The organism is Streptomyces sp. NPDC037288 (assembly GCF_055603265.1).
This window is the reverse complement of record NZ_JBVJVY010000015.1, coordinates 139,263-163,369: the sequence shown is the minus strand read 5'-3', so window position 1 is coordinate 163,369 and position 24,107 is coordinate 139,263. Positions and strand designations below refer to the sequence as shown.

Annotated in this window: 21 protein-coding genes, 1 tRNA gene and 2 pseudogenes; 13 read left to right on the top strand and 11 right to left on the bottom strand. The window is 72.3% G+C overall.

The features are described 5' to 3' along the window. Positions 1-65 precede the first annotated feature (65 nt). The 3 genes from ACZ7GZ_RS19710 to ACZ7GZ_RS19700 form a co-directional block, all read right to left on the bottom strand. Complete coding sequence (locus ACZ7GZ_RS19710) at positions 66-905, bottom strand: SCO1664 family protein (protein ID WP_471025684.1); 840 nt, start codon at positions 903-905, stop codon at positions 66-68. After that, positions 869-1,459 (bottom strand): DUF3090 domain-containing protein, encoded by a 591-nt coding sequence (locus ACZ7GZ_RS19705; RefSeq protein WP_471025683.1) that lies wholly within the window; start codon positions 1,457-1,459, stop codon positions 869-871. The genes ACZ7GZ_RS19710 and ACZ7GZ_RS19705 overlap by 37 nt, the downstream gene beginning before the upstream one ends. Positions 1,460-1,586: 127 nt before the next feature. Next, positions 1,587-2,273 carry a histidine phosphatase family protein gene (locus ACZ7GZ_RS19700; protein WP_471025681.1) on the bottom strand — a complete coding sequence of 229 codons (687 nt, stop codon included), beginning with the start codon at positions 2,271-2,273 and terminating at the stop codon, positions 1,587-1,589. A 62-nt stretch (positions 2,274-2,335) separates the two neighbouring features. Here ACZ7GZ_RS19700 and corA point away from each other — a divergent pair, with 62 nt between their 5' ends. Continuing rightward, positions 2,336-3,331, top strand: coding sequence for a magnesium/cobalt transporter CorA (corA, locus tag ACZ7GZ_RS19695; protein ID WP_471025680.1), 996 nt, complete (start codon positions 2,336-2,338; stop codon positions 3,329-3,331). Between the two features lie 36 nt (positions 3,332-3,367). Here corA and ACZ7GZ_RS19690 read toward each other — a convergent pair. Continuing rightward, a pseudogene (locus ACZ7GZ_RS19690) lies at positions 3,368-3,484 on the bottom strand (ferritin-like domain-containing protein); the annotation flags it as partial. A gap of 160 nt (positions 3,485-3,644) precedes the next feature. Beyond that, complete coding sequence (locus ACZ7GZ_RS19685; protein ID WP_471025678.1) at positions 3,645-4,700, bottom strand: LLM class F420-dependent oxidoreductase; 1,056 nt, start codon at positions 4,698-4,700, stop codon at positions 3,645-3,647. Between the two features lie 144 nt (positions 4,701-4,844). Here ACZ7GZ_RS19685 and ACZ7GZ_RS19680 point away from each other — a divergent pair, with 144 nt between their 5' ends. Beyond that, positions 4,845-5,828 (top strand): aldo/keto reductase, encoded by a 984-nt coding sequence (locus ACZ7GZ_RS19680; RefSeq protein ID WP_471025677.1) that lies wholly within the window; start codon positions 4,845-4,847, stop codon positions 5,826-5,828. Continuing rightward, positions 5,825-8,062, top strand: coding sequence for a helix-hairpin-helix domain-containing protein (locus tag ACZ7GZ_RS19675; RefSeq protein ID WP_471025675.1), 2,238 nt, complete (start codon positions 5,825-5,827; stop codon positions 8,060-8,062). The genes ACZ7GZ_RS19680 and ACZ7GZ_RS19675 overlap by 4 nt, the downstream gene beginning before the upstream one ends. Positions 8,063-8,174: 112 nt before the next feature. On the opposite strand, the gene ACZ7GZ_RS19670 is transcribed toward ACZ7GZ_RS19675, so the two are convergent. Then, on the bottom strand, positions 8,175-8,864 hold the full coding sequence (locus tag ACZ7GZ_RS19670; protein ID WP_471025674.1) for a hypothetical protein: 690 nt from the start codon (positions 8,862-8,864) through the stop codon (positions 8,175-8,177). Positions 8,865-8,911: 47 nt separating this feature from the next. Between ACZ7GZ_RS19670 and ACZ7GZ_RS19665 the strand changes: the two genes are divergently transcribed. Further along, positions 8,912-9,100 (top strand): DUF5703 family protein, encoded by a 189-nt coding sequence (locus tag ACZ7GZ_RS19665; RefSeq protein WP_014671721.1) that lies wholly within the window; start codon positions 8,912-8,914, stop codon positions 9,098-9,100. Between the two features lie 84 nt (positions 9,101-9,184). On the opposite strand, the gene ACZ7GZ_RS19660 is transcribed toward ACZ7GZ_RS19665, so the two are convergent. From ACZ7GZ_RS19660 to ACZ7GZ_RS19650, 3 genes are all read right to left on the bottom strand, one after another. Continuing rightward, positions 9,185-10,144, bottom strand: coding sequence for a chaplin (locus ACZ7GZ_RS19660; RefSeq protein ID WP_471025671.1), 960 nt, complete (start codon positions 10,142-10,144; stop codon positions 9,185-9,187). Positions 10,145-10,296: 152 nt separating this feature from the next. After that, positions 10,297-10,530, bottom strand: a complete 234-nt coding sequence (gene chpH, locus ACZ7GZ_RS19655; protein WP_031162172.1) for a chaplin ChpH — start codon at positions 10,528-10,530, stop codon at positions 10,297-10,299. Positions 10,531-10,676: 146 nt separating this feature from the next. Next, positions 10,677-12,002, bottom strand: coding sequence for a M20/M25/M40 family metallo-hydrolase (locus ACZ7GZ_RS19650; RefSeq protein ID WP_471025669.1), 1,326 nt, complete (start codon positions 12,000-12,002; stop codon positions 10,677-10,679). Between the two features lie 216 nt (positions 12,003-12,218). Here ACZ7GZ_RS19650 and ACZ7GZ_RS19645 point away from each other — a divergent pair. The 5 genes from ACZ7GZ_RS19645 (at position 12,219) to polX (ending at position 20,259) form a co-directional block, all read left to right on the top strand. Further along, positions 12,219-12,303 (top strand) — tRNA-Leu (locus ACZ7GZ_RS19645). Positions 12,304-12,409: 106 nt separating this feature from the next. Beyond that, complete coding sequence (locus tag ACZ7GZ_RS19640; RefSeq protein ID WP_471025667.1) at positions 12,410-13,051, top strand: TetR/AcrR family transcriptional regulator; 642 nt, start codon at positions 12,410-12,412, stop codon at positions 13,049-13,051. Between the two features lie 211 nt (positions 13,052-13,262). Further along, positions 13,263-17,123 (top strand): Pls/PosA family non-ribosomal peptide synthetase, encoded by a 3,861-nt coding sequence (locus tag ACZ7GZ_RS19635; RefSeq protein WP_471025664.1) that lies wholly within the window; start codon positions 13,263-13,265, stop codon positions 17,121-17,123. A 67-nt stretch (positions 17,124-17,190) separates the two neighbouring features. After that, positions 17,191-18,528 carry a M1 family metallopeptidase gene (locus tag ACZ7GZ_RS19630; RefSeq protein ID WP_471025662.1) on the top strand — a complete coding sequence of 446 codons (1,338 nt, stop codon included), beginning with the start codon at positions 17,191-17,193 and terminating at the stop codon, positions 18,526-18,528. A gap of 9 nt (positions 18,529-18,537) precedes the next feature. Then, the gene (gene polX / locus ACZ7GZ_RS19625) at positions 18,538-20,259 is read left to right on the top strand and encodes a DNA polymerase/3'-5' exonuclease PolX (RefSeq protein WP_471025660.1); all 1,722 of its coding nucleotides are present in this window, start codon (positions 18,538-18,540) and stop codon (positions 20,257-20,259) included. 6 nt (positions 20,260-20,265) lie between these two features. On the opposite strand, the gene ACZ7GZ_RS19620 is transcribed toward polX, so the two are convergent. Continuing rightward, a complete protein-coding gene (locus tag ACZ7GZ_RS19620; protein WP_471025657.1) occupies positions 20,266-20,580 on the bottom strand; it encodes a dsRBD fold-containing protein in 315 nt (104 codons plus the stop codon). Between the two features lie 86 nt (positions 20,581-20,666). Here ACZ7GZ_RS19620 and ACZ7GZ_RS19615 point away from each other — a divergent pair, with 86 nt between their 5' ends. Next, a complete protein-coding gene (locus ACZ7GZ_RS19615; protein WP_471025654.1) occupies positions 20,667-21,041 on the top strand; it encodes a YchJ family protein in 375 nt (124 codons plus the stop codon). 9 nt (positions 21,042-21,050) lie between these two features. Here ACZ7GZ_RS19615 and ACZ7GZ_RS19610 read toward each other — a convergent pair whose 3' ends face one another. After that, a complete protein-coding gene (locus ACZ7GZ_RS19610) occupies positions 21,051-21,752 on the bottom strand; it encodes a FadR/GntR family transcriptional regulator (protein WP_471025652.1) in 702 nt (233 codons plus the stop codon). A 141-nt stretch (positions 21,753-21,893) separates the two neighbouring features. On the opposite strand from ACZ7GZ_RS19610, the gene ACZ7GZ_RS19605 reads away from it, so the two are divergent. From ACZ7GZ_RS19605 to ACZ7GZ_RS19595, 3 genes and pseudogenes are all read left to right on the top strand, one after another. Continuing rightward, a complete protein-coding gene (locus ACZ7GZ_RS19605; RefSeq protein WP_471025650.1) occupies positions 21,894-22,412 on the top strand; it encodes a gluconokinase in 519 nt (172 codons plus the stop codon). 39 nt (positions 22,413-22,451) lie between these two features. After that, positions 22,452-23,849, top strand: a complete 1,398-nt coding sequence (locus ACZ7GZ_RS19600) for a GntP family permease (protein ID WP_471025648.1) — start codon at positions 22,452-22,454, stop codon at positions 23,847-23,849. Beyond that, positions 23,842-24,000 (top strand): annotated as a pseudogene (locus tag ACZ7GZ_RS19595) (gluconate 5-dehydrogenase); the annotation flags it as partial. The gene ACZ7GZ_RS19600 and the pseudogene ACZ7GZ_RS19595, both read left to right, overlap by 8 nt. Positions 24,001-24,107 lie beyond the last annotated feature (107 nt).

The window sequence follows — 24,107 nt, the reverse complement described above, 5'->3', positions numbered from 1 at the left end:
CGTATACGAATGGGATCGCGCTGGATGGCCGGATGTGCGGTCTTGTACATACGCGGCCGGTGTGCTTACACGGGCGGCCAGGGGATGGCCGGCCACTCCCCGCTGGGCTCCGGGTGCACCCCCGTGGTGAGCAGCGCGTCGACACGCGCGCGTGCGGCGTCGATCTCAGCCGGGGTGATCAGTCCGGTCAGCCGCTCGCCCAGCGGCCCGCCGAGGGCTTCCCGCAGTCCCTCGAGGACGTCGACGGCCTCGGCGGTCAACGGCTCCCCGGCCCAGCCCCACAGCAGGGTGCGCAGCTTGTTCTCGCTGTTGAAGGTGACACCGTGGTCGATGCCGTAGAGCCGGCCGCCGGGGGTGGGCAGCAGATGGCCGCCCTTGCGGTCGGCGTTGTTGATCACCGCGTCGAGGACGGCGAGCCGGCGCAGCCGCTCGTCGTCGGCGTGCACGAGGAGCGCGGTGCGGCCCTCGCCGACCTCGGCGAGACCGATCGCCTTCCAGCCCGGCTCCGGCTCCTCCGCGTCGACCAGGGCGAGCAGCTCCGCGTCGGCCTGGACGTCGATCCACAGCTGGCACATGCCCTCGCCGTACGGCCCGTCGCGCAGCACCGTCGGCGGCACCAGCCCCCAGCCGGTGGCCTCGGAGACCTCGTAGGCGGCCACCTCGCGGCCGGCCAGGGTGCCGTCGGGGAAGTCCCACAGCGGGCGCTCCCCGGCGACCGGCTTGTAGATGCAGGAGGCTTCCCGGCCGTCGAGGGCGACGGTGCAGAACAGCGCGGCGTTGGACGCCTCGCGGATCCGGCCGCGCACGGTCAGTTCGCCCCCGGCGAGCAGCTCGGCGGCGGCAGTGTCGGCCTCCGCGTCGGCAGCCGTCACGCCCCGCGGCGGTATCCGTTCTGGCGCGGACATACGTGTCCTTCCGGATCGAGCGGGAGGCTGCACAGCGGGCACGGCGGCCGCCCGGCGTTGACGACGTCGAGGGCGCGCTTGGCGAAGGCCCGGGCCTGCGCGCCGGTCAGCCGGACCCGCAGCATCGGGGGCCCGTTCTCCTCGTCCTGGAGCAGCCGCTCCTCGGCCTCGGCGAGGTCTTCCTCGGTGTCGGCGTCCAGCTCCACGAGAGCCTGCGCCTCGACGATCATGCGCTGTTCCTCGCCGTCCCAGGCCAGCGCCATGGTGCCGACGCGGAACTCCTCCTCGATGGGGCTCTCCAGCGGGGCGGTGTCGGCGATCTCGGTGGGCGCCACGGCGGGGACGGCGGCGCTGCCGCCACTACGGCGTACGACCTCGTCGAGCAGTTCGTCCATGCGCTCGGCGAGCGCGGCCACCTGGGTCTTCTCCAGAGCCACGCTGGTCACCCGGGAGCCTGCGGTGGCCTGGAGGAAGAACGTACGGCGCCCGGGCAGTCCGACCGTGCCGGCCACGAAGCGGTCCGGCGGGTCGTAGAGGAACACCTGACGGGACACGTCCTGTCTCCATTGAGAGTGAGTTCGGCTGAGAGTGAGTTCGGCGAGTGAGTTCGGGGGTTTCGGCGGTGCGGGCCGTTGCGGAGGGGCGACTGCGCGGACCGCTTCACCCTACTGCGGCCGACGATCACGGTGCGCCCGCACCACCCCCGACCGGTGCGTCGCCCTCACCAGGTTCCTCGCGCGGGGCGAGCGAAGCGAAATCCCCGGTGTCGCCGAGGCGAACGAGGAACGGCCTCAGGCGGGTGTAGCGGATCGCGGTGACGGAACACGGTTCCACGGAGATCCTCTGGAAGAGGTCGAGATGGAGTCCGAGGGCGTCGGCGACCAGGGATTTGATGATGTCACCGTGGGAGCACATGAGGTAGACGGCGTCGGCGCCGTGGTCGCGCTCCACGCGCGCGTTCCACTCGCGTACGGCCTCGGCCGCACGGGTCTGCATGGCCCGCATGGACTCACCGCCGGGGAAGGCCGCGGCCGACGGGTGGGCCTGGACGACCTCCATCAGCGGCTCGTCCTTCAGCTCGGCGAGCTTGCGGCCGGACCAGTCGCCGTAGTGGCACTCCCCGATCCGCTCGTCGGTGTGGGCGCGCAGGCCCGGGCGGGCCTCCAGCAGCGGCCGTACGGTCTCCTGGCAGCGCTGGAGGGGACTGGTGACGACCTCGGCGAGGGGCAGTGCGGCGAGCCTGCCGGGCAGGGCGGCGGCCTGGGCGGCGCCGCGCTCGTCCAGGGCGACGCCTGGCGTCCACCCGGCGAGCACCCCGGAAGTGTTGGCGGTGGAACGTCCGTGCCTGACGAGGATCAGCGTGGGCATGCGGCCCAGGGTAGGCGTATGAGGACCTGCACCGGCGAACGGGCGAAGGGAGAATGCGCTCCGTGATCGTGGACTGCGCCATCTACCGGCACGGGCTCCGCACCGAGGGCCCGGAGGACCTGTCCGACGCGCTCGCCGAGGCGCGGGCGGCGGGCGGGTTCGTCTGGATCGGCCTGCACGAGCCGTCCGAGCGGGAGTTCGACCTGGTCACCCAGGAGTTCGGGCTGCATCCGCTCGCGGTCGAGGACGCGCTCAAGGCGCATCAGCGGCCCAAACTGGAGGTGTACGACGACTCGCTGTTCATGGTCCTGAAGCCGGTCGTGTACGAGCCGGAGAGCGACACCGTCTCGGCGGGCGAGATCATGGTCTTCATCGGCGACTGCTTCGTGGTCACCGTCCGCCACGGCGAGGGCTCGCCGCTGGCCGCCGTACGGCGTCGGCTGGAGGACGAGCCGGAGATGCTCGACAAGGGCCCGACCGCCGTGCTGTACGCGGTCTCCGACGCCGTCGTCGACCACTACCTGGAGGTGGCGACGGAGCTGGGGAACGATCTGGAGGAGCTGGAGGCGGAGGTGTTCCTGCCGGAGGGCGGCGGCTCGCGTCACACCGCGTCGCGGATCTACGGCTTCAAACGGCAGGTCCTGGAGTTCCGCCGGGCCACCGGCCCGCTGGCGCTGCCGCTGGCCCGGCTGGCGGGCACGGGACAGTTCGGTGCCGGGGTGCCCTTCGTGCAGGACAAGGCCCGCCCGTTCTTCCGGGACGTGGGCGACCACCTCACGCGGGTGAACGAGTCCGTGGAGGCCCTGGACCGGCTGGTGTCGGACGTCCTGTCGGCTCATCTGGCGCAGATGAGCGTGCGGCAGAACGACGACATGCGGAAGATCTCCGCGTGGGCGGCGATGGCGGCGGTCCCCACGATGATCGCGGGGATCTACGGAATGAACTTCGACCACATGCCGGAGTTGCACTGGCTGTGGTCGTATCCGGCGGTGATCCTCGTGATGGCCGCCCTGGAGGTGCTGCTGTACCGGCTGTTCAAGCGGCGCGGGTGGCTGTGAGGCCCTTGCCTCCGCGGCTCAGGCGCACTCGTGGGCCTCGTCGGCGCCGTGGCGGGCGATCTTCGGGTCCGGCGCGCGTTCGGTCCACGGCACCAGCGCGGCGATCCGTCCGTTCTCCCAGTCGCCCTGGGACTCCCCGCCGGCGGCGATGGAGTCGGATGCGAACAGAAGAGGGCCGCAACAGCTGTCCGTCCCCGCTCGGCCGGAAGAAGGAACACGAGCGTCGTAACCGCGCGGCACCGAGCGCGTTGTTCCCGGTGACGGCCGTGGCGGGGAAGACCCCCCGAGCCCCCACCACGGCCGCTGAAGACTCCTAGGCCAGACCGGCGCGCTCCAGGGCCTCGCTGCCGGCCCGCAGGGAGGCGATCCGCTCCTCCAGTGTGAAGCCGGCCGGGGACAGGCTGAGCGTGGTGACACCGGCGGCCGCGTAGGCCCTCATCCGGTCGGCGATACGGTCCACGGAACCCAGCAGCGTCGTCTTGTCGATGAGGTCCTGCGGGATCGCTGCCGCGGCGCCCTGCTTGTCGCCGGACAGGTACTTCTGCTGGATCTCGGCGGCTTCCTTCTCGTACCCCATGCGCTGGGCGAGCTGGTTGTAGAAGTTCTGCTTGGCGCTGCCCATGCCGCCGACGTACAGCGCGGTGTAGGGGCGGAAGGTGTCCGCGAGGCGGGCCACGTCCTTGTCGTCGCCGACGGCGATCGGCAGGGTCGGGCACACGTCGAACCCGTCGAAGGTCCTGCCGGCCTTCGCCCGCCCCGCGCGCAGGTACTTCAGGGTGGTCTCCTCCAGGTGTTCGGCGGCCGGGAAGATCAGCAGGGCGCCGTCGGCGATCTCGCCGGTCTGCTCCAGGTTCTTCGGGCCGATCGCGGCGATGTACAGCGGGATGTGCTCGCGCTGCGGGTGCACGGTCAGCTTGATCGGCTTGCCCGGGCCGCCGGGCAGCGGCAGCGTCCAGTGCTCGCCCTCGTACGTCAGCCGCTCCCGCGTCATGGCCCTCCGTACGATCTCCACGTACTCACGGGTGCGGGCCAGCGGCTTGTCGAACTTGACGCCGTACCAGCCCTCCGAGACCTGCGGTCCGGACACCCCGAGCCCGAGCCGGAACCGCCCGCCGGACAGCGAGTCGAGCGTCGCGGCCGTCATCGCGGTCATCGCGGGCTGGCGGGCCGGGATCTGGAAGATGGCCGAGCCGACGTCGATGCTCTCGGTCTGCGCGGCGACCCAGGACAGCACCGTCGCCGCGTCGGAGCCGTAGGCCTCGGCGGCCCAGCACACGGAGAAGCCCAGCCGGTCGGCCTCCTGGGCCACGGCCAGATTGTCCCCGTCCATTCCCGCACCCCAGTAGCCGAGGTTGATCCCGAGCTCCATGGCCGCTCCTCTTACCCGTGAGTAACGTCGTTGTCGGGGGTGACCTTAGCGCGGATACACACCTGCGGCACCGGGCGCCCGGCGTCCGACCCGGTTATCCACAGGCAACCCACCGCACCGGTTCTGGCCAGTAATCTCGCCCGCATGGAGCAGAGGCATCTCGGCCGTACCGGCCTGCGCGTGTCCCGCATCGGACTCGGCACCCTCACCTGGGGCCGGGACACCGACGAGCACGACGCCGCGGACATGCTGAAGGCGTTCTGGGAAGCCGGCGGAACCCTCGTCGACACCGCGGACGTGTACGGCGACGGAGAGGCGGAGTATCTGCTCGGGCAGCTGATGGACGGGCTGGTGCCACGCCGGGACCTGGTGATCTCCACCAAAGCGGGCAGCGTCCCCGACCCCGACCGCCGCTTCGACGGCTCCCGCGGCCATCTGCTGGCCGCACTCGACGCGTCCCTGGCCCGGCTGGGCACGGACTACGTCGACCTGTGGCACGTCCACGCCCACGACCCCGGCACCCCGCTGGAGGAGACGCTCCAGGCCCTCGACATAGCGGTGGGCAGCGGCCGCGCCCGCTACGTCGGCGTCTCCAACTTCTGCGGCTGGCAGCTGGCGAAGGCGGCCACCTGGCAGATCGCGGCGCCCGGCGCGAGAACCCGGCTGGCCGGCACACAGATGGAGTACTCGCTGCTGCAGCGGGGCGTGGAGCGCGAGGTGCTGCCCGCCGCTCTGGACCTCGGCGTGGGTCTGCTGCCCTCCTCCCCTCTCGGCCGGGGCGTCCTCACCGGCAAGTACCGGCACACCACTCCCCCGGACTCACGCGGCGCCTCCGAGCATCTGGCCCCGTTCGTGGAACCGTATCTGGACGACACGGCGACCCGCATCGTGGACGCGGTGACGACCGCCGCCGACGGGCTCGCCGTCACCCCGCTCCAAGTGGCCCTCGCCTGGGTCCGGGACCGGCCCGGCGTGGCCGCCCCGATCGTCGGCGCGCGCACCGCGCAGCAGCTCACGGCGGCATTGTCAGTGGAGGCCCTTAGTCTTCCTGACGAGATCTGCAGGGCGCTGGACGATGTGTCGGCGCCCGTGCACCGCTATCCCGATCACGACTGGAGCACGCTGTGAGCACGGAGCCGGAGACCACGGAGGCAGCCGGGCCGGGGACGCCGGACACACCCGGGACCCCGGGCCGGGACACCGCGCCCGAGGAAGGCCGTGCGGACCGCGACGGTGGCGCCGAAGGCAGCGAAGTCACCGACGAGAGCGGTGCCGAAGGCTCGCACGGCGACAGCGGCGACAGCGGCGACAGCAGCGACGCGGACGGCAAGGGGGGTGCGGACGGCGCGGACGCGGCCCGGTTGTCCGAGGCGGAGGCCGAGTTGGCCGCGCAGCGGATCGAGCGGGAGCGGATCGAGCGGCGCAAGGCCGAGAGGAGCCCGATCCAGAGCGGCACGAAGCTCAGCGGCAAGGCCGCCGACCTGCTCGCGGCGGTGCGGGCCGTGGAGAGCGGCGAGAAGCCGGCGGGCGCGGTGTTCGCCGAGCCCGCGCCGGCGCCCCGCCGCCCGGCTCCGGAGCCCGTACGCCGGCCGCACCCCGCGCCCGCCCCGGCCGCCGCCACGCCCGCCGCTGCGGCACCGCACACGGTGGAGGAAGTCCGCCGGGTGCTCGCCGAGGGCGGCGCGCCCGAGGCTCTCGCCGCCCAGGTGGCCGCGGCTCTCGGCGAGGGCGCCGACGCGGCGCTGCGCACGGATCCCTGGCAGCTGCTGCGGATCGGCGGCGTACGGCCCGACCAGGCCGACGGCTTCGCACGCACGCTGCTCGGCGCCGCCTGCGGCCCGGACGACGAGCGGCGGGGCCGCGCGGTCACGGTGTGGCTGCTGGAGCAGGCGGCCCTGGCCGGGCACACCGCACTGGACCTGCCCGCGCTGACCGCGGCGCTGGGCCGGCAGAGCGTGCCGGACCCGGAGGCGGCGGTGCAGGGCACCCTCGCGGAGGGCGAGGCCCTGGCCTTCCAGGACGCGCTGCAGGAGGCCGGTGCCCCCACGGTCGAGGACACCGACGAGGAACAGGAGCGACCGGTGCGGGTCCTCGTCGGCCTGGAGCGGTACGCGCTGGCCGAGGAGAGCCTCGCCGACGGCCTGGGCCGGCTGGTCAACTCGTTGGCCGAGGAGACCGAGCAGGCCTGGCAGACGGCCGCCGAGTCGGTCTCCGGCGGGGCTGCCGAGCTGGTCCGCGCGGTCGCCGGGCACGGCCTGGTGCTGCACACGGGCGGGGAGGCGGCCCGCGCCGAACCGGCCGCCCTGCTCGGTGCGGCCCACGCCGCGGGCCTGCGGGCGTTCGCCGTCTGCCACACGCCCGACGGCCGCCACCGCTTCGCCGCACTGCCCGGTGCCGGCCCGGCGGAGCAGAGCGTGGGCACGGTCGCCGGCCTGCTGTCCGGCGCCGAGGGACCGGGCCGGGACGCGGACGGCGCGCTGGAACTGGACCTGCTGATCGTGCTCGACGCCCCGCAACTCGACGTGGAGAGCGCCGCGATGCTGACGGAGTCGCTGCCCGACGGGGCCCGGCTGGTGCTCAGCGGTGACCCGGCGGTGCTGTGGTCGGCCGGTCCGGGCCGGGTCTTCGCCGATCTGCTCGCCGCCCGCGTCTGCCCGCAGATCGTCTCCCGCGTCCCCGACCCGGGACCGATCGGCGAGCTGGTCTCCGGTATCGGCGTCGGCGAGCTGAACCAGGTGGCCGCTCCGGGCAAGGAGATCGTCATCGTCCCGGTGCGGGACGCGGGGGAGGCCGTGCACCGGACGGTTCAGCTGGTCGCGGACTCGGTGCCGCGGGCGATCGGTGTCCCGGCCGGCCAGACCGTGGTGATCACTCCGGGGCACGGCGGCGCCGCGGGCACCCGTGCCCTCAACTCCGCGCTGAAGGAACGCCTCAACCCCGGCCCCGGCCGCTTCGGCGGCTTCGACCCCGGCGACCGGATCGTCCACTCCCCCGCTCCGGGCCGTGCGGTGCCGGGCGTGGTGGTGAAGGCCGACGCGGACGGGCTGCACCTGTCGTGCGCGGGAGCCCCGGTGGTCGTACCGCGCGAGCGGGTGGAGGAGGCCGTACGGCACGGCTGGGCACTGACCGCGCACCAGGCGGTGGGGGCCCGCTGGCCGGCGGCGGTCGTGGTGCTGCCCGGCGATGCGGCGCAGGCGCTCAGCAGGCCCTGGGTGTACACGGCGTTCGGCCGGGCGGAGCGGCATCTGTCCGTGGTCCACGGTGTGGAACAGGCCCTGCCGAAGGCGGTGGCGGAGACCCCGGCCAAGCCCCGCACGACCCGGCTGCAGACGCTGCTGCGCACTCAGGCGCCGGCGAGCTGAGCACCCTGTTTGCGCCGTGCCGGCCGGCTCGGCCGCGACGGCGTTCAGCCACGCCGGCGGGGCCCGGCGGTGCCGTACCGGTCCCAGGCCGCTACGGCGCCGCCGGCTCCGCTCACTTCTCGCTGTCCAGCGGCTCCAGAGCCTCGCCCTCGCCCTCGTCCTCGACGAACTCGAGTTCTTCGTCGTCGTCCGCTTCCTCGTCGAACACGGCGCTGACATCGAACCGGCACACGACCTGCTGCGGATCGATGTGCTCGAACGGCGTCTCCAGCCACTCCCCGGCCTCGGGCGCCTCGTCCGTGGCGGTGACCCAGAGCGTGGAGTCACCCTCCTCCAGACCGAACTCCTTGTGCCGGGAGGCGATCTCGTCCGGTTCGAACTCGCCGAACAGGAGGCCGAGCGCTCCCGGAACCGTGCCGGCGGCGCCCTCGGCCAGACCACCGGGAGCCGAGTACTCCGCCGCCTCGACCCGCTGGGCCTGCGCCAGCAGCCGCTGGGGTTCCGCCACGGCGTAGTCGCGGCGGATCAGCACGCTGATCGCGTGGGGTTCCTCGGGGCCCGCGTACGGCGGCAGCTCCTCCGCACCGGGGATCTCGAAGGGAGTGACCTCGTCATAGCGGTCGTACAGCAGCTCGTCGTACACCTCGGCGGCCGCGGCCAGCTGGTTGAACGCCTCCAGGACGGCCGGGTCGTCCTCCCCCGACCTGCGTTCGACCGCGGCCAGATGACGGTCGAGCGCGGTCTTGATCGCCTCGGCGGCGGCGCGTACCTCGGCAGCGGTGGGCTGCGCAGCATCAGACATAGTGCAGACGCTATCCGTACCTGGCCCCAGCCCGCACAATAGATGCGATGCCGGAATACGAATTTGTCGACGTGTACGTGCCTCGCGGGGTCTCCCGCAAGGAGGCGACACGTCTGCTGACGGACCATGCCGAGTACGGACACTGGGAGTTGGACCGACTGAGCCTGCTGCGCGACGGCAGCCGCAGGGTGCGGTTGCGCCGGCGGATCATCCGCCAGGTGCGTGCCACGTGGTGACGCCGGCGACCTGAACCGGAGCGGGCCCCGTCTGAGATGGCGGGGCCCGCTCCGTTCACTGCGCTCCCCGGTCGGGGCTTCCGGTTACGCCGTGGCCCGCGTCTTGCGGTAGAGCACCGCGCCCGCGAGCAGCGCGCCCGCGCCGACCGGCAGCACGAGGTCCAGCGGCAGCTCGCTGCCGGTGTGCGCGAGCTGGCCGTTGGTCAGCGGCTGCCCGGAGCGGCCGCCGTGCTGCGTGACCTGGCTGGACCCATGGGGCCCCTGCGGCGTGTGGCCGCCCTGGCCGGGCGGGGTCGTCGGGCTTCCCGGGTGACCCGGCTGGCCGGGGTGGCCCGGCTGGCCGGGGTGTCCCGGGTGGCCCGGATGACCGGGGTGTCCCGGCTGTCCGGGCGGGTTGCCGTGGCCTCCGCCCGGTGGCTGGGTGTGGTGGTCACCGCCTCCGTTGGCGCAGTCGTTGCCCGCGGCGGCGTTGCCGACTCCGATGACGTTCACGCTGTTGCCGCAGACGTTCACCGGGGCGTCGATCGGCGCCTGCACCGTGTTACCGGATCCGACGCCGGGCGAGCCGCCGGTGTGGCCGCCCGCGTGCGCACCGCCGGAACCACCGGAGCCGCCGTGGTTGGCGCAGTCGTTGCCCGCGGCGGCGTTGCCGACTCCGATGACGTTCACGCTGTTGCCGCAGACGTTCACCGGGGCGTCGATCGGCGCCTGCACCGTGTTACCGGATCCGACGCCGGGCGAGCCGCCGGTGTGGCCGCTCGCGTGCGCTCCGCCGGAGCCGCCGTGTCCCCCGGAAGCGCCGCCGTGGTTGGCGCATGAGTTGCCCGCGGCCGGATTGAGCAGCCCGACGACGTTCACGGTGTTGCCGCAGACGTTCACCGGCGCGTGCACCGGCACCTGCACCGTGTTGCCGGACAGTACGCCGGGTGAGCCGGCGGCGGCGCCGGCCGCGCCCGCGTCGGCGTGGGCATAGCCGCTCGCGGCGGCGATCACACCGGTGGCCGCCGCCATCGTCATCAGGCCCTTGCGGGTGCCCTGTCGCATTCTGATTTCCCCTGCCTTCGATCCTGCTGTGCCTCGCGATTGCGACCCTCGCGGATCATGACTCCGCGCAAGAGGCCGGTCGGCCCCGGAGCGCATGGCGCGCGCTCCGGGGCCGACGGCTCGAAAAAGACGCCCCCCTCAGGAGGTCGTCGTCACTTGTTGACGCAGGTGTTGCCGAAGGCGGGGTTCAGGAGCCCGATCACGTTGACCGTGTTGCCGCAGACGTTCACCGGGACGTGCACGGGGACCTGAATGACATTGCCGGAGACGACGCCCGGCGAGTGCACGGCGGCACCCTGGGCCCCGGAGTCTGCGACGGCGAGGCCCGCGCCCGCGAGAACCAGCCCACCGGTGGCAGCCGCAGCAGCGACGACCTTCTTGATCATTATTCCTCCTTGTTGGCAATACGACTCCAAGGCGCGGAGTCACATCACCTGTAACGAGGAGGAACTAATGAAGCTACGAACCGATCGTCGCATTCACCCGTTCCAGTCGATCTCGTACGGGCGGCCGATTACCTCGGCCCAGGACCTCACGACGCGTCGATGAACCGGTCCAGCACGCGCACCCCGAACCGCAGCCCGTCCACCGGGACCCGCTCGTCCACGCCGTGGAACATGCCGGCGAAGTCCAGCTCCGGCGGCAGCTTCAGCGGGGCGAAGCCGAAGCCGCGGATGCCGAGGTCGTCGAAGGACTTGGCGTCGGTACCGCCGGAGAGCATGTACGGGATCGCCTTGGCCGTCGGGTCCTCGGCCAGCAGCGCGGACTGCATGGCCTCCACCAGCGCCCCGTCGAAGCCGGTCTCGACGGCCTTGTCGGCGTGCACGTCCTCGCGGCGGACGTTCGGTCCGAGCAGCCGGTCGAGGTCGGCGAGGAACTCCTCCTCGTAGCCCGGCAGGAACCGTCCGTCGATGTGCGCGCTGGCCTCGCCCGGGATGACGTTGACCTTGTAGCCGGCGTTCAGCTGGGTGGGGTTGGCGGTGTTGCTCAGCGTCGCGCCGATCAGCTTGGCGATGCCGCCGAGCTTGGCGAGGGTGGACTCCATGTCCTCCGGGTCCAGCTCGGTGCCGAGCGCGTCGCCCAGTTCGTCGAGGAAGGCCCGGGTGGTCTTGGTGACCCGCACCGGGAACCGGTGCCGTCCGACCCGGGCGACGGCCTCGGACAGCTCGGTGATGGCGTTGTCCCGGTGGATCATCGAGCCGTGCCCGGCGGTGCCGGCCACGGTCAGCTTCATCCAGTGCATGCCCTTCTCGGCCGTCTGGATCAGGTAGAGGCGACGCTGCTCGTCCACCGTGAAGGAGAAGCCGCCGACCTCGCTGATCGCCTCGGTGACGCCCTCGAACAGTCCGGGGTGGTGGTCGACCAGGTGGCGGGCGCCGTACGTACCGCCGGCCTCCTCGTCGGCGAGGAAGGCGACGACGATGTCCCGCGGGGGCCGCCGCCCGCTCCTGAGCCGGTCGCGCACGACCGCCAGGGTCATGGCGTCCATGTCCTTCATGTCGACGGCCCCGCGCCCCCACACGCACCCGTCGGCCACCTCGCCGGAGAACGGGTGGTGGGTCCAGTCGCCGGCGTTGGCCGGTACGACGTCCAGGTGACCGTGGATCAGCAGCGCGGGCCGGGAGGGGTCGTCCCCCTCGATACGGGCCACCGTCGAGGCGCGGCCGGGGTGCGACTCGAAGATCTCCGGTTCGAGCCCGACCTCGGCGAGCTTCTCGGCGACCCACTCGGCGGCCTGCCGCTCGCCGGGTCCGGAGTGGTCGCCGTAGTTGCTGGTGTCGAACCGGATCAGCTCGCGGCAGAGGTCCACGACCTCGTCCTCGCCGGTGACGCCCCTGGACGTGTCCGTCTCGCTCACGTGCTTCCTCCCGCGCTGTCGCTGCTGGTGGTCCCTCCTCATCCTCCCTCTCCCCCGCCCGCGGCCCAAGACCGGTCCCGGCCCGTCACACGCCGTTCACGCGCGACCGGCCGGGGGGCCGGGGGTGATCAGCCACTCCCGAAAGCCTGGTAATGTTTCCTTCGTCGCCGCGAGGGAAACCCCGCCGAAAGGGCTCCCCCGCACGACAGACACCTTGTCCGGGTGGCGGAATGGCAGACGCGCTAGCTTGAGGTGCTAGTGCCCTTTATCGGGCGTGGGGGTTCAAGTCCCCCCTCGGACACTGGAGATACGCAGTGAGGCCCCGACCGTGAGGTCGGGGCCTCACTGCGTCGCCGTACGTCCCGGACAGGCCGGAAGGATCCCTCCCAAGAGGTACGATCGACCGTATGGGCACTGAGGAGCGAGCCTTCGTCACGCGGGCGGACAGGGCGTCGATCACTGACAAGCGACTGCTCAGAGGTGCGCGGGCACGTGAGGTCGTACTGCGCCGTGCCGTCGACATCGCCTCCCTCGACGGGCTGGACGACGTGAGTTTCGGCCGTCTCGCGACCGACACGGGCATGAGCAAGGCGGGCATCCAGACGCTCTTCAGATCCAAGGAAGTGCTCCAGCTCGGGACCATCGACTATGCGCGCGACATGTTCATCGACGCGGTCGTCCGCCCGGCGTGGACAGCGGCACCCGGAGTCGAACGGCTGCGTTCTCTGGTCGAGCACTGGATCGAGTACGCCACGACCCCGCTGTTCGAAGGCGGCTGCTTCCGGGTCGCGAACGCCGCCCGTTTCGACAGCAAGCCGGGGGCGATCCGTGACGCCCTGTTCCGCCATCAGCAGGAATGGCTCGACACCATCGAGAAGGAACTGCGGAACGCCGTCGCAGCCCATGAGATCGCGGAACTCGACATCGACCTCGCGGTCTTCCAGATCGACTCCGCCCTGTGTGCGGCCAACACGGCACTGCGCCTCGGAGACGAAGACGTCGTCTCCAAGGTTCGCCGGACCGTCGGAGACCTCCTGAAAACACCCTGAACATCACCCTTGGTGTCCGGTCGTTGACCGTGCGTGTGGGCCATCTCTCGTCCGACCTGAAGATCCGCAGGTCAGCGACCCGGTGGCGGCGCGGCTCAGTCACCCGGACGGCCCTCCCGAGCGGCTGGAGGAAGGGGCGAACCCTAGCGTCGTACTAATATTTCCGGCTTGTTACTCAGTGTTAGCCAGCCGGACACGACGTGAGGACCCGATGGCAGCCATAGACGAGAGCAGCGCTCTCGGCCTGCTCGACGAAGAGATCCGCACGCAGTTCGGCGACAGGGCACGTTTCTCCGCCGGGCCCGCCGCCTCACCGCGCACGCTGGTCGACGTCTTCGAGGCGGCCGTGCGGTCGCACCCGGACGAGCCCGCCCTGGACGACGGTACGACGTGTCTGACCTACCGTGCGCTGGCCGGCGAGGTGGAGCGGCTGCGGCTGCGGCTGGCAGCCGCCGGGGTCGGGCTCCGGGACCGGGTCGGGGTGCGCGTGCCCTCCGGTACCAACGAGCTGTACGTCGCGATCCTCGCCGTACTCGCCGTCGGCGCCGCCTATGTTCCCGTCGACGCCGAGGACCCGGACGAGCGGGCCGAGTTGGTGTTCGGGGAGGCCGGGGTGCGGGCCGTCGTCGGGGCCGGGCACAGCCTCACCGTCCAGGGTGTCCCCGGCTCCCCCGCCGCCCGCCCCGGTGCCGGGGACGACGCCTGGATCATCTTCACCTCCGGGTCGACCGGCAAGCCCAAGGGCGTGGCCGTCACGCACCGCAGCGCCGCCGCGTTCGTGGACGCGGAGGCGGCCCTGTTCCTCGCGGAGGAGCCGATCGGGCCCGGCGACCGGGTCATGGCGGGTCTCTCCGTCGCCTTCGACGCGTCCTGCGAGGAGATGTGGCTGGCCTGGCGGTACGGCGCCTGTCTGGTGCCCGTGCCCCGGTCGCAGGTCAGGAGCGGGGCCGATCTCGGGCCCTGGCTGGTGGAGCAGGAGATCACCGTCGTCTCGACCGTGCCCACGCTGGCCGCGCTGTGGGAGCCCGAGACCCTGAACGACGTACGGCTGCTGATCTTCGGCGGCGAGGCCTGCCCGCCCGAGCTGGCGCAGCGGCTGGTCACCGAGGGGCGCGAGGTGTGGAACACCTACGGGCCGACCGAGGCGACCGTCGTGGCCTGTGCGGCGCTGATGACCGGTGAGGGGCCCGTGCGGATCGGGCTGCCGCTGAACGGCTGGGAGCTGGCCGTCGTCGACGGGGCCGGGGAGCCGGTGCCGATGGGCGGCAGCGGACAGCTCGTCATCGGCGGGGTCGGGCTCGCACGGTACCTCGACGCCGGGAAGGACGCGGAGAAGTACGCGCCGCTGCGCTCGCTGGGCTGGGAGCGGGCCTATCGGAGCGGTGACCTGGTCAGAGCCGACCCCCAGGGGCTGGTCTTCCTCGGGCGGGCCGACGAGCAGATCAAACTGGGCGGGCGGCGGATCGAGCTGGGCGAGGTGGACGCCGCGCTGCAGGCCCTGCCGGGCGTCGCCGGGGCCGCTGCCGCCGTACGCACCGCCCGCGGCGGCAATCAGCTCCTCGTCGGGTATGTGGTCACCCAGGAAGGCTGGGATCAGGCGGCGGCCGTCGAGAGGCTGCGCGCCGAGCTGCCCGCCGCGCTGGTGCCGCTGCTCGCGCCCGTCGCCGAGCTGCCGACCCGTACGTCCGGGAAGGTGGACCGGAACGCCCTGCCCTGGCCCCTGGAAGGTGTGGAGACGCCCAGGGCCGAGCTCTACGGCACCGAGGCGTGGCTCGCCGAGCAGTGGGCGGATGTCCTCGGTATCCCCGTGACCGGCGCCTGTGACGACTTCTTCGCGATCGGCGGCGGCAGTCTGGCCGCCGCCCAGCTCACCACCCGGCTGCGCACGCGCTACCCGAGCGCCGCCGTCCTCGACGTCTACCAGCAGCCCACCCTGCGCAAGCTGGCCCGGCGGCTGGAGGCCTCGGCGCAGGACGACGGCAAGGCCCGTACGGTCGCGCCGGTACCGGTCCGTGCCCAGGCGGTCCAGCTGCTGCTGCTTCTCCCACTGGTCACGCTGCTGGGGCTGCGCTGGACGCTGGTCCTGGCCGCCCTCGGAAGCCTGCTGCCCGCCTACGCCTGGCTGCCGGCCGCCCCCTGGTGGCTGCTCGCGGCCGGCGCGCTGCTGTTCTTCACCCCGCCCGGCCGGATCGCGCTGGCGGCGGGCGGGGCACGGCTGTTGCTGCGGGGCCTGACGCCCGGACGGTATCCGCGCGGCGGGAGCGTGCATCTGCGGCTGTGGACCGCCGAACGGCTCGCCGAGGTCAGCGGGGCCACCGCCCTCACCGGATCCTGGCTGGAGCGGTATGCGCGGGTGCTGGGCGCGAAGGTCGGGCCCGAGGTGGACCTGCACTCGCTGCCGCCGGTCACCGGCATGCTCAAGCTGGGCCGGGGCGCGGCCGTCGAGTCCGAGGTGGACCTGTCCGGGTACTGGCTGGACGGCGACCGGCTGGAGATCGGCCCGGTGAAGGTCGGCGCACACGCCGTCGTCGGCACCCGCAGCATGCTCTTCCCGGGCGCCCGCGTCGGCAAGCGGGCCGAGGTGGCCCCGGGTTCGGCGGTCGGCGGGCAGATTCCGACCGGTCAGCGGTGGGCGGGCGCGCCCGCGGTCAAAGTCGGCAAGGCCAAGCGCACCTGGCCCGAGGAGCGGCCGCGGCGCGGCACCTACTGGCGGGTGATGTACGCCGTGGCGGGCATCGGGCTCGGCGCTCTGCCGCTGCTCGCGGGCGTGGCCGCGCTGCTGGCCGCCGGGGTCTTCGTGGCGCCGGGCAGCTCGCTCGTCCAGGCCCTGCGCGGGGCCGCGCCGGCGCTGGTCCCGGCCACGCTCGCGTACGGGCTGGCGTACGCGCTGCTGATCCTGGCCGGGGTACGGCTGCTGAGTGCGGGGCTGCGCGAGGGTACGCATCCGACGCACAGCCGGGTCGGCTGGCAGGCGTGGACCGTGACCCAGCTGATGGACCGGTCCCGCGAGACGCTGTTCCCGCTGTACGCGGGGCTGGTCACGCCGGTGTGGCTGCGGCTGCTGGGGATGCGGATCGGGCGGGGCGCCGAGGTGTCGACCGTGCTCGCGCTGCCGAGCCTGACCACGGTCGGCGACGGGGCGTTCCTCGCCGACGACACGCTGACGGCTCCGTACGAGCTGGGCGGCGGCTGGGTGCGGATCGGGCGTGCGGAGATCGGGCGGCGGGCCTTCCTGGGGAACTCCGGGATGACCGCGCAGGGGCGGAGCGTGCCGGACGGCGGCCTGGTCGGGGTGCTGTCGGCGACGCCGAAGAAGGCGAAGAAGGGCACCTCGTATCTGGGGCTGCCGCCGGTGAGGCTGCCGCGCAGTGCCGCCGGCGGGGATCAGAGCCGTACGTACGAGCCGCCCGCCCGGCTGCTGTGGGCGCGCGGGCTGGTGGAGCTGTGCCGGATCGTGCCCGTGCTGTGCAGTGCGGCGCTGGCCGTGCTGACGGTGGCGGCGCTGTGTGCGCTGGGCCCGTGGGCGTGGGCCCTGTCCGGGGTGGTGCTGCTCGGGGCGGGGGTCGTCGCGGCGGTCGTCTCCGTCGTCGCGAAGTGGCTGCTGGTGGGGCGGCACCGGGCCGGGGAGCATCCGCTGTGGAGTTCGTTCGTGTGGCGGGACGAGCTGGCGGACACGTTCGTCGAGGTGCTCGCGGTGCCGTGGCTGGCCGGGGCCGTGCCGGGGACGCCGGTGATGACGGCGTGGCTGCGCGGGCTCGGCGCGCACATCGGCCGGGGAGTGTGGGTGGAGAGCTACTGGCTGCCGGAGGCGGACCTGGTGACCCTGGAGGACGCCGCCACCGTCAACCGGGGCTGTGTGCTGCAGACGCACCTCTTCCACGACCGGATCTTGCGGACGGATACTGTGGTCCTCCGCGCGGGCGCCACGCTGGGCCCTGGCGGGATCGTGCTGCCCGGCAGCACGGTCGGGGCCCGTACGACCCTGGGTCCCGCGTCGCTCGTCATGGCCGCGGAGTCCGTCCCGGACGACACCCGCTGGCTCGGCAACCCGATCGAGGCATGGCGTCCCTGAGCGCGGGCCGCCGGGACGCGGGGCACCGGCACGCAGTGGTGGCACAGCGCAGGGAGCAGACACAGCAGTGGCAGTTCAGCAGTCGGCCGGTCCGGATCCGTACTTCCCGGACAATGGTGATGCCCGCTACCGGGTGCACCGCTACGAACTCGCGCTGGACTACCGCCCGGGCCCGAACCGGCTGTCCGGCACGGCCCGGATCAACGCCATCGCCGGCCCGGCGCCGCTCGCCGAATTCCAGCTCAACCTGGCCGACTTCAGGATCGGACGGGTGCGGGTGGACGGCCGTCAGCCGCAGTACTCGCACCGGGGCGGGCGGCTGCGCATCCGCCCGGCCAAGCCCGTGCGGGCCGGGGCGGCCTTCACCGTGGAGGTGCACTGGTCCGGCAACCCCGGACCGGTGTCCAGCCCCTGGGGCGGCCTCGGCTTCGAGGAGCTGGCGGACGGGGCGCTGGTGGCGAGCCAGCCGGTCGGGGCGCCGTCCTGGTACCCGTGCAACGACCGGCCCGCCGACAAGGCGTCGTACCTGATCTCGGTCACCACCCCGTCCGCGTACGCGGTGGTCTCGGGCGGGCGCCTGCTGACCCGCACCACGAAGGCCTCGACCACCACCTGGGTGTACGAGCAGTCCGCGCCCACGTCCAGCTATCTCGTCGGCCTGGCGGTCGGCAGGTTCCAGACGGTGCTGCTGGGCGACCCGGGACCGGGCGGTGTGCCGCAGCACGGACACATCCCGGCGCGGCTGCTGCCCGAGTTCTCCCGGGACTTCGCGCGGCAGCCCGCGATGATGGAGCTGTTCCAGGAGCTGTTCGGGCCGTACCCGTTCGACGGTTACGCGGTCGCGGTGACCGAGGAGGAACTCGACGTTCCGGTCGAGGCGCAGGGGTTGTCGCTGTTCGGCTCCAACCATGTGGACGGCTCCCGGGGTTCGGAACGGCTGGTGGCGCACGAGCTGGCGCACCAGTGGTTCGGCAACAGCGTGTCCGTCGCCGACTGGCGGCACATCTGGCTGAACGAGGGCTTCGCCAAGTACGCGGAATGGCTGTGGGCCGAGCGCTCGGACGGGCGCGGCGCCCAGCAACCGGCCGCCGCGGCCCACCGGTTGCTGTCCACGCTGCCGCAGGACCTGCGGCTGAGTGACCCCGGCCGCACGTCGATGTTCGACGACCGGCTCTACGAGCGGGGCGGGCTGGCCCTGCACGCGGTGCGCTGTGCGCTGGGCGACGACGCGTTCTTCCGTATGCTGCGCGCCTGGGTGCGGCTGCACCGGAACGGGTCGGTGACGACGGCGGCGTTCACCGCGCACGTGGCCCGGTTCGCGGACGAGCCGGTGGACGGGCTGTTCGAGGCGTGGGTGTACGGGACGACGCTGCCGCCGCTGCCGGTGCTCCGCGAGGTTCCCTAGACTTGAAGGGTGGCCCGGCCCAATGAGGAGGTCGAGGCGCTCCTTCAGGAGTACGCGGACCTCATCGCGATCACGGGAGGCGACGCCTTCAAGGCGCGCGCCTACGAGAAGGCGGCGCGTGCCATCGGCGGGTATCCGGCCGACATCGCGCAGCTGGACGAGAGCGGGCTCAGGGAGATCCCGAACGTGGGCCGGTCGATCGCCGACAAGGTGGTCGAGTACCTGCGCACCGGGAAGATGACGGTGGTCGAGGAGCGCCGGGCGAAGATCCCCGCCGGGGTCCGGGAGCTGATCACGATCCCCACCCTGGGCCCCAAGAAGGCGCTGCGGCTCTACGAGGACCTGCACATCTCGTCGGTGAGCGAGCTGGCCGCGGCGATCGAGGCGGACGCGCTGGCCGATCTGAAGGGCTTCGGTGAGAAGACGCAGGACAACATCCGGCACGGCATCGAGCTGCTGCAGCGGGCGGGTGCCCGGGTGCCGCTGTCGCTGGCGCTGGACACCGCCGAGCAGATCGTCGCCGAGCTCTCCGGGGTGACCGGCTGCAGGCGCTGTGGCTACGCCGGTTCCCTGCGCCGGATGCGGGAGACCGTCGGCGACCTGGACGTGCTGGTCGCGGCGAAGCGGTCGGAGCCGTTCATGGCGGCGCTGTGCGAGCTGCCGGCCACCGCGGAGGTCGTCGCACGGGGGTCGAAGAAGACCTCGGTGCGCACGGGCAAGGGGCTCCAGGTGGATCTGCGGGTGGTACCGCCGGAGTCGTGGGGTGCCGCGATGCAGTACTTCACCGGCTCCAAGGCGCACAACATCCGCACCCGTACCATCGCCGTGCACCAGGGCCTGAAGCTCTCCGAGTACGGCCTGTTCGACGCGGAGAGCGGGGACTCGCTGGCCTCCCGCACGGAGGAGGAGGTGTACGCCCGGCTCGGGCTGCCGTGGATCGCGCCGACGCTGCGGGAGGACCGCGGGGAGATCGAGGCGGCCCTGCACGGCGAGCTGCCCGAGGTGGTGACCGAGCAGGACATCCGCGGTGACCTGCACACCCACACCGATCTCACGGACGGACTCGCCCCGCTGGAGGAGATGGTGACGGCGGCGGCCGAGCGCGGTTACGCGTACTACGCGGTCACCGACCACGCGCCCAACCTGTACATGCAGCGCATGACCGACGAGAAGATCCTCGCCCAGCGGGAGCGGTTGCGGGAGCTGGACGGCGCCCACCACCGGATGCGGCTGCTGCACGGCACGGAGCTCAACATCGATCCCGAGGGTGAGGTGGACTGGCCGGCGGAGTTCCTGGCCGGCTTCGACCTGTGCGTGGCCTCGCTGCACTCGCACTTCGACCTGGACCGCAAGGCGATGACCCGGCGGCTGGTGCGGGCCTGCGAGAACCCGTACGTCAACGTCATCGGGCACCCGACGACCCGGCTGATCGGCAAGCGGCCGGGCGTCGACGCCGACTGGGACGAGGTGTTCGCGGCGTGCGCGCGCACCGGCACCGCGCTGGAGGTCAACGCCCAGCCGGACCGTCTCGACCTGCGCGACGAGGACATCCTGCGTGCCAAGGAGCACGGGGTGACGTTCGCGGTGAACACCGACGCGCACTCCGTTCCGCATCTGGCCCAGCTGCGCTACGGGGTGGGCACCGCGCAGCGCGGCTGGCTCACCCCGGACGACGTGATCAACACCTGGCCGCTGACGAGGCTGCGCCGCTTCCTGCGCAAGGGGAGGTGAGGGGCGTCATTCCCGGTCCAGCCACAGGGGTGCCAGGTCCTCCTCCGTATCGGCCGCTCCCACCGCCCTGATGTCCCCGTCGGCGGCGCGCAGCAGCATCCGGCCCATGGCGATGAGCGCCCGGCCGGCGGCGAGTTCGTCGCCGATGTCCGGCACATCCGGGTCGTACGGGTTCCTGCGGGCCTCCGCGTGGCTCTCCAGGACGTTGTCGCCGGTGTCCAGGATGATCCGGGCGGTGGTGTCCGGGTCGCGCTCGGAGAGGTACAGGTTCAGCCGCCACTCCTTTATGGCTTGGGGATGGCTGGTCATGGGTCGGGTCATCGTGCGCCTCCCTGGGCCGCGCTGCCCTTCCACTGTGCACCCGGCCCCACGCCGACGCCTCCCCTGGTACGGGCAGAATGGGGGGCATGACCTCGCGCACCTGCCCCTGCGGACTCCCCGGGTCCTACGACGCCTGCTGTGGCCGCTTCCATGCGGGGACCGCCGCCGCGCCGACCGCCGAGTCGCTCATGCGCTCCCGGTACAGCGCGTTCGTGAAGGGGAACGCTCGGTACCTGCTGCGCACCTGGCATCCGCGGACCCGGCCCGAGCGGTTGGACCTCGACGCCCGGATGAAGTGGACGGGCCTGGAGATCCTGGATGCCACCGACGGGTCCGCCTTCCACACCACGGGCACGGTGACCTTCCGGGCGTCCTACCGGGGCGGTTCGCTGCACGAGCGGAGCCGGTTCGAGCGGGTCGACGGGGCGTGGGTGTACGTGGACGGTGACTTCCTGGACTGAGGCTCCGAACTAGGGCGCCAGGATGTCCAGTTCCTGGAGGGCGCCCACGGTGATCTCCCTGGTCAGCTGTTCGGCGCGGGTCGCATCGCCCGCGCGGACCGCCTCGGCCACCTGCACGTGCAGGGTGACGGCCGCCGGGTCGGGGTCCTCGAACATGACCTCGTGGTGGGTGCGGCCGGCGAGGACCTCCGCGACGACGTCGCCGAGCCGGGCGAACATCTCGTTGCCCGAGGCGGCGAGGACGACCCGGTGGAAGGCGATGTCGTGGACCAGGTAGTCCTCCAGCCTGTGGCCGCGTGAGTTGGCCACCATGCCGAGCGCGCACTCGGTCAACCGCGCACACTGTTCCGGCGTGGCGTGCCTGGCGGCGAGGCCGGCCGCGACCGGTTCGACGGCCGAGCGCAGCACGGTCAGCGAGCGCAGCTGGTGCGGACGGTCGGCACCGGCGAGGCGCCAGCGGATTACCTGCGGGTCGTAGACGTTCCACTCGGACTTCGGGCGGACGGTCACGCCGACCCTGCGGCGGGACTCGACCAGGTGCATGGACTCGAGCACCCGGACCGCCTCGCGCATCACGGAGCGTGACACCTCGAAGTGCTGTGCGAGTTCGTCGGTGCGCAGCACGCTGCCCGGCGGGTACTCGCCCGCAGTGATCGCGGGGCCGAGGGTGTCCAGTACATGGCCGTGCAGGCCCCGGCCCGGTGTGGTCATGCACTCAGCGTACGGCGTGGATCACCGAGCTAAAAAGTCAGACTTAAACATCACAGGCTCTTGAATTAGTCGTACCTAATGGGTTTCAGTGTGGCGACGCCGCCGTGGCGTCGGAGGTCGAGGAAGACAGCGAGGCAGTACATGCGAACCCCCCAGGTCGTCGTCGTGATGGGCGTCGCGGGGACGGGCAAGACCACGATCGGTCCCCTGCTCGCCGCGCGGCTGGGCGTCCCGTACGCCGAGGGCGACGACTTCCACCCGCAGGCCAACATCCACAAGATGTCGGCCGGGATCCCGCTCGAGGACGCCGACCGGTGGCCCTGGCTGGACGCCATCGGCCACTGGGCGCACGGGCGGGCCGGGCTGGGCGGGGTGGTCAGCAGCTCGGCGCTGAAGCGGTCGTACCGCGACCGGCTCAGGGCCGCCGCTCCCGAAGTCGTGTTCGTGCACCTCACGGGCGACCGGAAGCTGATCGAGGACCGGATGACGCAGCGCCGCGGGCACTTCATGCCGACCGCGCTGCTGGACTCCCAGTTCGCCACGCTGCAGCCCCTGGGGCCGGACGAGGCGGGAGTCGCCGTGGACGTCAGCGGCAGCCCGCAGGAGATCGTCGAGCGTGCCGTGCGGGCCCTGGACGCGCTTCCCGACGCATCCGAGTAACACCTCACCCCCGTCCCCCGTAACCACAAGGGAACCCCCGTGACCAGACTCAGCGTCGAGATGCTGGCAGCGGACGCACCTCCGCCGATCACCTCCGCCGGACACGCCCAGCTGGGCATCGCCGTCCTGGTGGGCATCGCGGTGATCGTTCTGCTCATCACCAAGTTCAAGCTCCATGCCTTCCTGGCGCTAATCGTCGGGTCGCTGGCGCTCGGGGCGGTCGCCGGAGCCCCGCTCGACAAGGCCATCACCAGCTTCACCACCGGGCTCGGCGTCACCGTCGCCGGCGTGGGTGTCCTGATCGCGCTCGGGGCGATCCTGGGCAGGCTCCTCGCCGACTCCGGTGGCGCCGACCAGATCGTCGACACGATCCTCGCCAAGGCCCAAGGGCGCGCCATGCCCTGGGCGATGGTGCTGATCGCCTCCGTGATCGGTCTGCCGCTGTTCTTCGAGGTCGGCATCGTGCTGCTGATCCCGGTCGTGCTGATGGTCGCCAAGCGCGGCAACTACTCCGTGATGCGCATCGGCATCCCGGCCCTGGCCGGTCTGTCCGTGATGCACGGCCTGATCCCGCCGCACCCCGGCCCACTGATCGCGATCGACGCGGTCAAGGCCAACCTGGGCGTGACCCTGGCGCTCGGCATCCTGGTCGCCGTCCCGACGGTGATCATCGCCGGCCCGCTGTTCTCGAAGGTCGCCGCCCGCTGGGTGGACGTCCCCGCCCCCGACCGGATGCTGCCGCAGCGCGCCTCGGACGAACTGGAGCGCCGTCCCGGCTTCGGCGCGACCCTGGCGACCGTGCTGCTGCCGGTGGTGCTCATGCTGGCCAAGGCGCTGGTGGACATCGTCGTCGACGACCCGGCGCACCACACCCGGCGGGTCTTCGACGTCATCGGCTCCCCGCTGATCGCGCTGCTCGCCGCCGTGATCGTCGGTTTCTTCACGCTGGGCCGGCCCGCCGGGTTCAGCAGGGAGCGCCTCCAGCAGACCGTCGAGAAGGGTCTGATGCCCATCGCCGGCATCCTGCTGATCGTCGGCGCGGGCGGCGGCTTCAAGCAGACGCTGATCGACTCCGGCGTGGGCCAGATGATCCTGGACATCTCCAAGGACTGGTCGATACCGGCGCTGCTGCTGGCCTGGCTGATCGCGGTCGCGATCCGGCTGGCGACGGGTTCGGCGACGGTGGCGACGGTTTCGGCGGCGGGCCTGGTCGCACCGCTCGCGGCCGACATGTCGACCACGCACGCCGCCCTGCTGGTCCTCGCGATCGGCGCCGGCTCGCTCTTCTTCAGCCATGTCAACGACGCCGGATTCTGGCTGGTGAAGGAGTACTTCGGGCTCAGCGTCGGGCAGACGATCAAGACCTGGTCGGTCATGGAGACGATCATCTCGGTGGTCGCCGGCGGCCTGGTCCTGCTCCTGTCACTGATCATCTAGGGGTACGGGGACGACTCACCCGCTCTTCGACAGGGCCGAGGCCGGCTGCGCGGTGGTCCTCAACGGGCGCGACCCCGACCGGCTGGCCGCGGCGGCGTCAGGACCACCCGGGGACCGGATCCACACGGCCGTGTGCGACGTCGCCGACGGCCCGGCCGACGGACGGGCGCACGTGTGCCGGGACACCCGGTGTCCGGGCAGCGCCGCCCGCTTCCCGCACGTCCAGGGTGCCTTCGCGGCGCGGATCGCCGTACCGGC